The organism is Micromonospora sp. NPDC023633 (assembly GCF_040640035.1).
GTDB lineage: Bacteria > Actinomycetota > Actinomycetes > Mycobacteriales > Micromonosporaceae > Micromonospora.
The window spans coordinates 1-10,317 of record NZ_JBFABB010000178.1; the positions used below are offsets into that span (position 1 = coordinate 1).

The following is a 10,317-nucleotide window of genomic DNA, read 5'->3' on the forward strand; positions in this document are numbered from 1 at the left end:
TCGGGATCGGACGCGCTGCGGGCCCGCCGCCGGGTCGCCGGGGACGGGCCCGCGCCGCAGGCAACCGGGGCGCACCCGCGCCGGCCGCGCCGCGCGTCGGGAGCGGAGCCGCCGTCGGGGGATGCGGAGGACGCCGGGTGGACGAGGCGACGTTCGCGGCACCCCTCTGGGCCTGGGCGGCGGTGGGCGCGGTCATCGCCGTCATGCTCGCCGTGGACATGCTTTCCCACCGCGACAACCACGTGATCGAACTGCGCGAGGCGCTGCTGTGGAGCGGTATCTGGATCGCGGCGGGGCTCACCTTCGGCCTGGTGATCTGGCTGTGGTGGGGCGGCGAGCCGGCCGTGGCGTACTTCTCCGGCTACCTGCTGGAGAAGGCGCTCTCCGTGGACAACGTCTTCGTCTTCGCGCTGCTGTTCGGGTACTTCCGGGTGCCCGCCGCGTACCAGCACAAGGTGCTCTTCTGGGGGGTCGTCGGCGCGCTCGCGTTCCGGCTGGCCTTCATCTTCGCCGGCGCGGAGCTGCTGGAGCGGCTGGCCTGGGCCGGCGTCGCGCTCGGCGCCTTCCTGATCTGGACGGGGTGGCGACTCGCGGTACGCGGCGAGCCGGACGTCGACCCCGACCGCAACGTCGCGGTCCGGGCGTTCCGGCGGCTGGTGCCCACGGAGCCCGGCTACCACGGCGGCCGGTTCACCGTCCGGGTCGGCGGCCGGCGCCGGGCCACGCTGCTGCTGGTGGCGCTGGTCGCGATCGAGGCCACCGACGTGGTCTTCGCGATCGACTCGGTGGCGGCCATCCTGGCCATCACCACCGACACGTTCCTCGTCTGGACGGCGACCGCGTTCGCCGTGCTCGGCCTGCGCAGCCTGTACTTCTGCCTGGCCGGGCTGCTGCGGCACTTCGGCTACCTGCGGTACGGGCTGGCCGTGCTGCTGGCCTTCGCCGGGGCGAAGCTGATCCTGGCCGAGACGCCGGTCGGGAAGCTGCCGGTCTGGTTGACCCTCGCGGTGGTGGTGCTGACGCTGTCGATCGCGATCGGGTGGAGCGTGTTCGACGCCCGTCGGGAACGGCGCCGGCGCGCGGGCGGCTGACCGCGCGTCCACCGGTCGCGGCCGGGCGGCGGCGCTCAGCCCGCCCGCACGACCGGGTCGGCGAGCTGGGCGGAGAGCACGGCGGGCGCTTCGGCGAGCGACGGGCCGTACCAGGTCAGGTGCCTGCCGGAGAGCAGCGCGCAGGGGGTGCCGGGGAACGCCTCCGGCCCGTCGTCGGCGGTGAAGCGGTACGGCTCGTCGGGCAGCACGACCAGCTCCGGCGCGCGGGCGCGCAGCTCGTCGAGGGGCGGCCGGGGATAGCGCTCGACGCCGTCGGCGTACACGTTGGTGACACCGAGCCGGCGCAGCACGTCGCCGGCGAAGGTGTCGGCGCCGAGCACCACCCACGGCCGCCGCCAGACCGGCACCACCGCCCGGCGGGACGGCCGGGCGGTGGGCAGCCCGGACCACGCCCGGCGGGCTGCGGCGAGCCACTCCGGTTCGGCCGGGGCGCCCAGGTCGCGGAGCAGGTCCGCCAGCTCGGCCAGCGCCTCGTCGACGGTACGCGGGTAGGTGACCCGCACCGGCACGCCGGCGGCGGCCAGCGCGTCGGCGTCCTCCCGGCGGTTCTCCTCGACGTTGAGCAGGACCAGGTCGGGTCGCAGCGCGCGTACCCGGTCGAGGTCGGGGTACTTGCTCCCGCCTACCCGCGCCACGTCCAGCCCGGCCGGGTGGGTGCACCAGTCGGTGGCGCCGACCAGCAGACCCGGCAGGGTCAGGGCGACGGCCTCGGTCAGCGACGGCACCAGCGAAACGACCCGCACCCCGCGCACCTCCCCGGTCCCGTGCGCCGACCACCGGCGTACCGGTCGATCATGCCCCGACCCGCCGCAGGGGTCGCGGCCCGGCGTCCCTTGCGACGTCTCTACAACGTTGTAATACTCGGCTGGTCCCGTCAGGAGGTTCGATGAGGTCCCACTCCACCGCGCCCGCGCCGCGCGCCGACCAGCCCGCCGCCCCCGTCGAGGAGGAGGTCCCCCTGGAGGCGCTCGGCGACCTCTACCGGGATGGCATCACCGCGTGCCGGGGCGCCTTCGCCGTGGACTGGGTGGACCGGGTCGGCGAGGACATCGAGGCCGCTTTCCGGGAGGCCCGCTCCCGCCCCGACGGCGCGGTCGGCCGTGGTCCGCAGCGGTGGTACGTGGAGATCCACCCCGAGCAGCTGCGCGGCTTCGTCGACCTGGTGACCCACCCGTGGGTGGTGTCGGTGTGCCGGGCCGTGCTCGGGCCCGACTACCAGATCGTCGAGCTCGGTTTCGACATCCCGTTTCCGGGCGCGGCCATGCAGCCGTGGCACCGGGACTTCCCGATGCCGGAGGACACCCGCCGGCAGCGGCGGCTGACGTCGCTGGCCTTCAACCTGACCACGGTGGACACGGTGGAGGAGATGGGTCCGTTCGAGATCGCCCCGGGCACCCAGTGGGACGAGGGACGGGACTTCGACCACCAGATGTTCCCGCCCCGGGAGCGCTACCCCCGCTACGCGCAACGGGCGGTCCGCAAGTACCCGCAGCGCGGCGACATCTCCGCCCGGTCCGCGCTCACCATCCACCGCGGCACGCCGAACGTCTCCACCCTGTCCCGCCCGGTGCTGGTGCTCGGCGTCGACGCGCCGGGAGCGGGCAACGCCGACCACCACGACATGGCGGTCACCCGGGGCTACTGGGCGGGCCTGCCCGAGCAGGTGCGCGCCCACCTGCCCTGCCCGGTGGTCGACACCCTGACGCCGATCCGGCAGAAGCACACCATCGAGGGCCTGGTGATGGGCGCGGAGTGACCCGGACGTCACCGAGCCTTGGACGGATCTCTCGCTGGAACAGCAAGCACCGCGTCCAGTTCAGGATCGGGCATGATTTCCCGAACCTCTTGTGCGCAGCGGCAAGCGGAGGCGAACTTGGCCGCCCACGTCAATGCCTCCTCGCGCGAGGCCACATCGATCACCACCAAGCCGCCAATGACCGCCTTGGTCTCCGGGTAAGGGCCATCGGTGACCGTTCCGTCCGTGGCTACGGTGCTTGCACTCTGGCGATCGGTTCCACCGCCGGTCACGAACACACCGGCATGCACGGCCTCCCGCATCACCGCGTGCGTGGCCTTGTTCACCTCGGGGAGATCCTCGTCTCGGATGTGGTCCATCGACCCGTCATCGAACGAAACCAAGTACCGCGTCATGCCACGTCTCCGTTGTTCCGGCGGCTGCGTTTCGCCGCCTCTCGTCTGCCAGTGAGCGACTCGCCGCGATCAGATGCTATGCCAGAAGAACCTTGATCGGGATCTTCGCCGTTCGCGTCCGCCCGGTGCCTCTACCGCCACAGCTGACAGGACCCTGCCAGGACCAGCGCTAAGCCCGGCAGGCAAATACTGAGCCCTGAACGGATCTCCTGCTGGAGTACCAGGGCCGTCCTGTCGATTATGGAAGCCAAATGATGGCGCGGCGATGAAAAGGCTGGCCCGGTAGAGGGATGCGCGTTTCAGCTCGCCCCTGGATCGGCCGATGGCCTCGCCATCGCGCGCAGCCAGCGCTGCCGGGTCAGCGCGTACTCCACCTCGCCGTGCTCCGCGCCGTCGATCATCTCCGGCCAGTCTTCGACGTACGTCCGCACGAGCCGCAGCCCGGCCTTCTCCATGACCCGCCGCGAGGCGGCGTTGACGGTCATCGTGTTCGCGGTGACCCGCTGCACGCCGAGCTCGGTGAAGCCCTTGTCGACCAACGCCCGGCAGCCCTCGGTGGCGAGACCGACCCCCCAGGCGGCCCGGCGCAGCCGGTAGCCCAGCTCCACCTCCCGGGCGTCGCCGTCGCGGGTCGGGCGGAACTCGAACCAGCCCAGGAAGTCGCCCGACTCCCGGCCCAGCGCCGCCCACCACCCCAGCCCCGGCGGATGCCGGTAGTGGGCGAGGATCCGGGGCAGGACGCGTTCCCGGACGGCCTCGGGCGGGGTGGGGCGCCCGCCGGTGAGGTACCGCATCACCTCGGGGTCGCCGTCCAGCTCGACGAGCAGGTCGGCGTCGTCGGGGGTGAACTCGCGCAGCACCAGCCGCGGGGTGCTCAGGAAGACGGTCACCCGCCCATCCCACCGGCAAGGGCGTGGGGCCTCAAACGAATTCCGGCCGTACGGCCCGAGGGGCACCGCCACCACGCCCGTCATGATCGACGGCCTAGACTCGCCCCGGCCGACGAGTCGGCCTCCGATCGGCGGCGGGACGGACGGACCAGGCGGATGACGAGCACCGGTGGTGGGGACGGCTCCTGGCTGCGGGCGGTTGCCGGCGACGGCGGGCGTGGTCCGCTGCTCGCCCGGGGCGGCCAGCTCGTGCACGGTGCCCGCCGGCTCGGCGAGTTGGTGCACGGGCGTCCGCCGGGCGTCACCGGCAACCAGTGGAGCACGGCCCTGCGGGAGGGCTACGACCTCGTCGTCTGTGCCGCCGACACGGCCCGGCCGGTGTTCGCCGTCGAGATCGGCCCCGTCGCGCCCCCCGGCTCCGCCGGGCAGCGGGTCGAGCGGCTGAAGAACGCGGTCGCCGAGGCGGTCGGCCTGGCGGTGCTGCGGATCGGGTCGCCGACGCTGCGCGCCGATGCCCACGGGCGCCGGATCGTGGCGTACGTGATCGACGCGCGCGGGTACGCGGCCCTCGGCGCGGGGGAGCCCGACGACGTCGACGTGCCCCCGGTCGGCTTCCGCGACATCCTCGGCCGGCTGCCCGACGGGCGCACCGGTCACGTCAACGACCTCGGTGCCCTGGCCCGGGCCGCCGCCGTCGAGGCGTACGTGGCGCGGCGGCTGGTCGACCCGATCGTCCGCGGGTTGCACGTGCGCTGGGCCGGCGGGCCGGCCGAGGGGTGGAGCTGGGTGCAGGTACGCCCCGACGCCTGCCTCGTGGAGCGGGTGACGGTGCACGAGCAGCGCGTCTCCGCCGGGGTGGATCCGGGGCGGCTGGCCGAGGACCTGGCGGCGGTGGCCGTCGGCGAGCGGATGCGCGCGCTGGACGCGGCCGAGCCGGTGCTGACGCCCCGGGACGAGTTGCTGGCCGAGATCCGGCGGCTGGAGTCCCGGCAGGACGAGATGACGGACGGCTTCGCGTTCGCCCACCTCTGCGCGGACTGACCCGCCCCGCCTCGGCACCTGACCGCCCGTGTGTCAGGGATGGCGAAGCAGATCAAGCACGCGTGCTTGCATCGCTGGTTGCACCCCGCGTTCGGCCACTACTTTCCGAACGAGGTGAAGATCGGCGCCATGCACGCGCATGTGATCGATCAGCGGCATGTAGCGGTCCGGGCGGTCCCGATAGAGCTCGGAGCCCAACCGGAGTTCTAGCCGGACGGCGGGAACCACGTACTTGCCGCACTGGACCTGGACGTAGTGCTGCCACGGGCCGGTCCCGGTGCATTCGAGCGCGTCGGTATCGGCCGGCCGCTCGACGGTGCTGGCACCCACATCGATCTGCTCGACCTGGTGGTGCGCGAAGTACTGCCGGGCGTCCGGGAGCCAAACCGGCGGATGCAGGCAGGGGAATCGGGACAGTGCGGCTGCGATGCTGTCGACGTCGGTTCGTCGGGCGACCAGGATGTCGATGTCACCTGCGGGAAGTTCGACGCCCTGTAACAGGGCGGCGCTGGTGCCGACCAGCCGGTAGTCGAGTCCTGTGGCGTCCGGATCGATCTGGTCAAGGACCGTGGAGAGGATCTTCCGCAGCTCTGCCTGGTCGCGCAGCGGTCTTGCCTTGTTCTGATCCATGGCTGGACAGTGCATCAGGGGTCTGACAGTGGCGATCAGGCGGTTATCTGGTGCTTCGCCTTGGTGCGGTTAAGGTCGGTGGTGGTGCCGAGCCGGACGACGTGACCATCCAGATCCCCGGGCTGCCCGGCTCCGGCACCGCCCAGTGCGCGGTCTGGGCCGGGGGCGGCTCACACCGGGTGCCGATGATGGAGCGGGCCAACCAGACCCCGGCCTTCGACGTGGTGCGCATCGAGGTCGCGGCGGTGCCGAGCAGCACGGCCGCGTTGACCGCGAACAGCAGCAGCGGGTCGACCCGGACCAGCAGGCCGGCCACGGTCGCGGCGACGGCGAACCCGATGTTGATCGCCCGGTAGTTCAGCGTCAGCGCCCGCAGCCGGTCGCGCTCGCCCACCACGTCGATGATGGTCGCCGTGAAGGCCGGCCGGGCGACGCCCAGGAAGAGCCCGAGCAGCAGGGTCGGGACCGCGATCGCCACCGGGTGCCCGCTGAGGCCCAGCGCCACCGCCGCCGTCGTCGCGGCGGCCACGTTCCCGGCGAGCGTGGCCGGCCGCCGCCCCCACCGGTCCGCGGCGATCCCCGCCGAGCACGCCCCCCGCCGCGCTGCCGGCCCCGTGCGACCCGACCGCGATCCCGGCGTACGCGGGGCTGAGGCCGCGTACCGACACCAGGTAGACGCCGAGGTGGATGGCGACGAAACTGCCCAGCCGGTTGATCAGCGTGGCCGTCCAGAGGTACCAGAGGGTGCGGGGCAACCCGCCGGCCGTCTGGCTCCACCAGCGCGTCATCCGCCACCCCCGAGATCCGTACCGGTAATGCCCGACAAAGCTGTCGATCATTACGCTCGGGAAGTGCGACGGAACCCCGGGTCGCGGTGGTGCGATCGTGGCGATGATCACGCTCGCGAGGGCGAGGCGTGTGTCCGGTTGTCGACCGGCCGGCGACTCGCCGATGGCCGAAGCGGCGAATGGGCCGGGCCGAGAATGGACCCGCCGCCGGGTGCCGGTCGTGCGAATGGACGGCCGTGGGAAAAGACCGGCGGGGCCGCGCTGATTCCTCAGCGTGACCCCGCACGAGCCCGAGCGTGAACCCGGTGCCGGTCAGCGGTTCTTGTACGCCTCCACGACCTCGACCGGGATGCGGCCACGCTCGGAAATCTTGTAGCCGTTCTTGGTGGCCCATTCCCGGATGGCCCGGTTCTGCTCCCGGTCCATTCCCGAGCCGCCCGGCGTGCCCGCCCGGCGGGGCGCCCGCCCGGTGTCGACGGATCCGCGACCGATCCGCCGGCCAGCGTTGATGTACGGGTCGAGGGCCTTACGCAGTACGCCCGCGTTCTCGTCGGAGACGTCGATGGTGTAGGCCACTCCGTCGAGACTGAACTCGACGGTCCGGTCGGCCTTTCCACCGTCGAGGTCGTCGGTCAGGACCGTGATTACTTTTCTCGCCATCGTCAATTACTCCCTGTGTGGGGCGGGGTGTGGTCAAAGTTTGACGTATCCCACGGCAAATCCGCAACAATACGCGTCGTCCTCATTTCGGCGGGTCGCGTTATCGCGGGAAAACGGCTCGGCGCAAAGCCCAGGGTTCAGTCGCCGAGCAGGCCGGCGTGGCCGGCGAGCGCCGCCGCCTCGGTACGGGTGGATACCCGCAACTTCCGCAGCAGCGCGGCCGTCATCCGCTTCACGGTGCGTTCCGAGACGTGCATCCGTTCGGCGATCTCGACGGTGCTGCGGCCCGCCGCGATGGCCCGCAGCATGGCCCGTTCCTCGTCGTCGAGGTCGACCGGGGCCGTCCGGCCGGGACGCAGCAGCGCGCGCAGCAGGTGCCCCGGCAGCACCGCCCAGCCGTCCAGGACGGCCAGCAGCGGGGGCAGCAACTCCTCCGGCTCGGCGGTCTTCGGCAGGTACGCCTCGGCGCCGGCGCGCAGCGCCTCCAGGGCGGGCGCCGGGTCCTCCGCGCCCGACATGGCCACCACCCGCACCCGGGGCGTGGTGCGCCGGATCGCCGCCACCGCCCGGATCCCGCCCGGTGGCGGCATGTGCAGGTCGACCAGCGCCAGGTCGGGCAGGCAGCGGCTGACCAGCGAGGCGGCGGCCGACGCGTCGCCGGTGGAGCCCACCACCTCCGCCCGCCCGTCGGTCGTGGCCGGCAGCAGCAGTTCCAGCCCGCGGACGAACAGCGGGTGGTCGTCCACGACGGCCAACCGGACGACGGGGGGAGCGGGCATGTCTGGTCCGTTCCCGAGCGGGTACCGATCATGCGGCCGTGGGCCGAACGAGGGAGGTCGGGCGGATGCGCGGACGGCACGGGGGGCGGGGACCGCTGCGGGTGCTCCGGTGGGCGGGGCCCGAACCCGGTCCGGCCGACCCAGCGGCCCTGGACACCGACCCGGAACTGCTGCTGCGCGTGCTCTGCCACGAGTTCCGCACCCCGGTCAGCGCCCTCACCTCGCTCACCCGGACGCTCGCCGACGACCGGGTCCCGCTCACCGGCGACGACCGGCGTGCCATCACCGCGCTGGCCCACGAGCAGGCCGTACACCTGCAGGGCCTGCTGCGCGACGCCGCCGCCGGCACCGGGGCCCTCGCGCCGGCGGCGGACCCGGCGGCGCCGCTGGCGGAGATCCTGCGCGGCGCGGCGGCCCTGGTGCCCCCGCACCGGCGGCTGACCGGGGTGACCCGGCGGGCCGGGGCCTGCCCGGTGCCGCGGCGCCGGACCCGGCAGGTGGTGACCAACCTGGTGGAGAACGCGCTGCGGCACGGCCCGGCCGAGGGCCGGATCGGCATCCACGCCGCGCTCGGCCGCTCCGGTCTGCGCATCGTCGTCACCGACGAGGGGCGGATCGACCCGACCCTCGTCGAGGCGCTGTGCCGGCCCGCTCCCGCCGCCGGGCCCTCCGGGCTCGGGCTGTGGATCGTCCGGCGGCTGCTCGCCGCCGACGGCGGACGCCTGCGCCTGCACCGGCTGCGACCGCGCGGGGTGGCCCTCGAGGTGGTGCTGCCCGCGTCCCCGGCGACAGGTTGACCCCGCCGGGCCGCCGGTTGGCCCGATGGGGCCGACCGGCGCGGGAACCGCCTCGGTGACAGCCCGACCGGCACCGAGGAGGACACGTGTTCAGCCACATCAAGGACCTGCAGTTCGAGGCCAAGCCGGACGGCCCGGACGCCGCGTTCGCCCGCCGGCTCCAGGAGATCCTGGGCGGCAAGTGGGGCGAGATGACCGTCGCCAACCAGTACCTCTACCAGGGCTGGAACTGCCGCCTGCCGGGCAAGTACAAGGACCTGTTCCTCGACGTCGGCACCGAGGAGATGGGCCACGTCGAGATGATCGCCACGATGATCACCCGGCTGCTGGAGAACGCGCCGCTGTCGTTGCAGGAGGCCGCCGCCGACAACCCGATGGTGGGGGCGATCTACGGCGGGTCGAACCCGGCGCACTTCATCCACGGCGGCGGCGGCGCCCTGCCGGCCGACAGCAACGGCGTGCCCTGGAACGGCGCCTTCATCACCGCCAGCGGCAACCTGATGGCCGACTTCCAGCTCAACGTCACCGCCGAGGCGCAGGGCCGGCTCCAGGTGGCCCGGCTGTTCAACATGACCGACGACCCCGGGGTCAAGAACATGCTGCGCTTCCTGCTGGCCCGCGACACCATGCACCAGAACATGTGGATGGCGGCCATCGAGCAGCTCAAGGAGGACGGCCTGGAGGAGATGCCGGTGCCGGACGCGTTCCCCGACTCCAAGGAGTTCACCGAGAAGTTCAGCTACACGTACCTGGACTTCTCGCCGGGCACGGACGCGTCGGAGGGGCGCTGGGCGTCCGGGCCGGCGCCCGACGGCAAGGGCGAGTTCCGCTACGACCACAGCCCGCGCGCGCACGCGCCCGAGCCGGTCCTGCCGCCCGGCGACCCACGGCTCTACGGCACGAACCCGGGCCTCGCCAAGGGCGCCGTCAACAAGGTCAAGAGCAAGCTCACCTGACGTCGTCGCGCCGGGCCGTCCGCGAGCGGCGGGCGGCCCCGTACCCGCAGGAGGTGTGCCGTGACCGAACTCGTGCTCCGTCCGCTCGCGGACGCGTTCATGCAGGTGGGTGTCTACGTCGCCGTCATGGTGGCCTTCTTCGGCTGGCTGCGCTGGCGCTACGGCGACCGGGTCACCGACGGGCTCACCAGCCGACCCCGGCTCGGTCCGCTGGTCGGCGCCCTGCTCGGCGTCAGCCCCGGCTGCGGCGGGGCGATCATCCTGATGCCGCTGTACGCCCGGGGGAAGGTCTCCTTCGGCACTGTGGTCGCCGCGCTGGCGGCCACCATGGGGGACTCGTCGTGGGTGGTGCTCGCCTGGAACCCGGTGTTCGCCCTCCAGATCCACGCGCTGCTCTTCGCGGTCGGCCTGGTGACCGGGTACGTCGTCGACGCACTCGGCATCGACCCGGCCCGTGCGGTCGACCGCCGCGCCGGTGGACGCGGGTGCCAGGCGGGGCGCGCCGGTGGCCTG

At 73.0% G+C, this 10,317-nt stretch carries 12 protein-coding genes and 1 pseudogene; 6 read left to right on the plus strand and 7 right to left on the minus strand.

Annotated features, from left to right (window positions below; genetic code table 11):
- Positions 1 to 137: 137 nt before the first annotated feature.
- Positions 138 to 1,091 (plus strand): TerC family protein, encoded by a 954-nt coding sequence (locus AB0G13_RS31865; protein ID WP_357882486.1) that lies wholly within the window; start codon positions 138 to 140, stop codon positions 1,089 to 1,091.
- Between the two features lie 35 nt (positions 1,092 to 1,126).
- On the opposite strand, the gene AB0G13_RS31870 is transcribed toward AB0G13_RS31865, so the two are convergent.
- Positions 1,127 to 1,855, minus strand: coding sequence for a helical backbone metal receptor (locus AB0G13_RS31870; RefSeq protein ID WP_357882489.1), 729 nt, complete (start codon positions 1,853 to 1,855; stop codon positions 1,127 to 1,129).
- 143 nt (positions 1,856 to 1,998) lie between these two features.
- Here AB0G13_RS31870 and AB0G13_RS31875 point away from each other — a divergent pair, with 143 nt between their 5' ends.
- Positions 1,999 to 2,868: a phytanoyl-CoA dioxygenase family protein gene (locus AB0G13_RS31875; protein ID WP_357882492.1), complete on the plus strand. Its 870-nt coding sequence runs from the start codon at positions 1,999 to 2,001 to the stop codon at positions 2,866 to 2,868.
- Positions 2,869 to 2,876: 8 nt separating this feature from the next.
- On the opposite strand, the gene AB0G13_RS31880 is transcribed toward AB0G13_RS31875, so the two are convergent.
- Together AB0G13_RS31880 and AB0G13_RS31885 are read right to left on the minus strand one after the other, a co-directional pair.
- On the minus strand, positions 2,877 to 3,263 hold the full coding sequence (locus tag AB0G13_RS31880; protein WP_357882495.1) for a YciI family protein: 387 nt from the start codon (positions 3,261 to 3,263) through the stop codon (positions 2,877 to 2,879).
- Between the two features lie 299 nt (positions 3,264 to 3,562).
- The gene (locus AB0G13_RS31885) at positions 3,563 to 4,153 is read right to left on the minus strand and encodes a GNAT family N-acetyltransferase (protein WP_357882498.1); all 591 of its coding nucleotides are present in this window, start codon (positions 4,151 to 4,153) and stop codon (positions 3,563 to 3,565) included.
- A gap of 156 nt (positions 4,154 to 4,309) precedes the next feature.
- Between AB0G13_RS31885 and AB0G13_RS31890 the strand changes: the two genes are divergently transcribed.
- Entirely contained in the window at positions 4,310 to 5,194 is an 885-nt protein-coding gene (locus tag AB0G13_RS31890; RefSeq protein ID WP_357882501.1) for a hypothetical protein, read from the plus strand.
- A 33-nt stretch (positions 5,195 to 5,227) separates the two neighbouring features.
- Here AB0G13_RS31890 and AB0G13_RS31895 read toward each other — a convergent pair whose 3' ends face one another.
- The 4 genes and pseudogenes from AB0G13_RS31895 to AB0G13_RS31910 form a co-directional block, all read right to left on the minus strand.
- Positions 5,228 to 5,824: a hypothetical protein gene (locus AB0G13_RS31895; RefSeq protein ID WP_357882503.1), complete on the minus strand. Its 597-nt coding sequence runs from the start codon at positions 5,822 to 5,824 to the stop codon at positions 5,228 to 5,230.
- A gap of 298 nt (positions 5,825 to 6,122) precedes the next feature.
- Positions 6,123 to 6,353 (minus strand): annotated as a pseudogene (locus tag AB0G13_RS31900) (MFS transporter); the annotation flags it as partial.
- A 571-nt stretch (positions 6,354 to 6,924) separates the two neighbouring features.
- Positions 6,925 to 7,272 carry an Lsr2 family protein gene (locus AB0G13_RS31905; protein ID WP_350927678.1) on the minus strand — a complete coding sequence of 116 codons (348 nt, stop codon included), beginning with the start codon at positions 7,270 to 7,272 and terminating at the stop codon, positions 6,925 to 6,927.
- A 137-nt stretch (positions 7,273 to 7,409) separates the two neighbouring features.
- The gene (locus AB0G13_RS31910) at positions 7,410 to 8,051 is read right to left on the minus strand and encodes a response regulator transcription factor (RefSeq protein WP_357882507.1); all 642 of its coding nucleotides are present in this window, start codon (positions 8,049 to 8,051) and stop codon (positions 7,410 to 7,412) included.
- A gap of 38 nt (positions 8,052 to 8,089) precedes the next feature.
- Between AB0G13_RS31910 and AB0G13_RS31915 the strand changes: the two genes are divergently transcribed.
- From AB0G13_RS31915 to AB0G13_RS31925, 3 genes are all read left to right on the plus strand, one after another.
- Positions 8,090 to 8,848 (plus strand): HAMP domain-containing sensor histidine kinase, encoded by a 759-nt coding sequence (locus AB0G13_RS31915; protein WP_357882510.1) that lies wholly within the window; start codon positions 8,090 to 8,092, stop codon positions 8,846 to 8,848.
- An 86-nt stretch (positions 8,849 to 8,934) separates the two neighbouring features.
- Complete coding sequence (locus AB0G13_RS31920; protein WP_357882513.1) at positions 8,935 to 9,804, plus strand: manganese catalase family protein; 870 nt, start codon at positions 8,935 to 8,937, stop codon at positions 9,802 to 9,804.
- Between the two features lie 60 nt (positions 9,805 to 9,864).
- Positions 9,865 to 10,317: putative manganese transporter (locus AB0G13_RS31925; protein WP_357882516.1), on the plus strand; the 453-nt coding region annotated here is incomplete at its 3' end.

Coding starts and splice junctions, on each gene's coding strand:
- AB0G13_RS31890 (WP_357882501.1), top strand. CDS start 4,310: ATGACGAGCACCGGTGGTGGGGACGGCTCCTGGCTGCGGGCGGTTGCC.
- AB0G13_RS31875 (WP_357882492.1), top strand. CDS start 1,999: ATGAGGTCCCACTCCACCGCGCCCGCGCCGCGCGCCGACCAGCCCGCC.
- AB0G13_RS31880 (WP_357882495.1), bottom strand. CDS start 3,263: ATGACGCGGTACTTGGTTTCGTTCGATGACGGGTCGATGGACCACATC.
- AB0G13_RS31910 (WP_357882507.1), bottom strand. CDS start 8,051: ATGCCCGCTCCCCCCGTCGTCCGGTTGGCCGTCGTGGACGACCACCCG.
- AB0G13_RS31895 (WP_357882503.1), bottom strand. CDS start 5,824: ATGGATCAGAACAAGGCAAGACCGCTGCGCGACCAGGCAGAGCTGCGG.
- AB0G13_RS31905 (WP_350927678.1), bottom strand. CDS start 7,272: ATGGCGAGAAAAGTAATCACGGTCCTGACCGACGACCTCGACGGTGGA.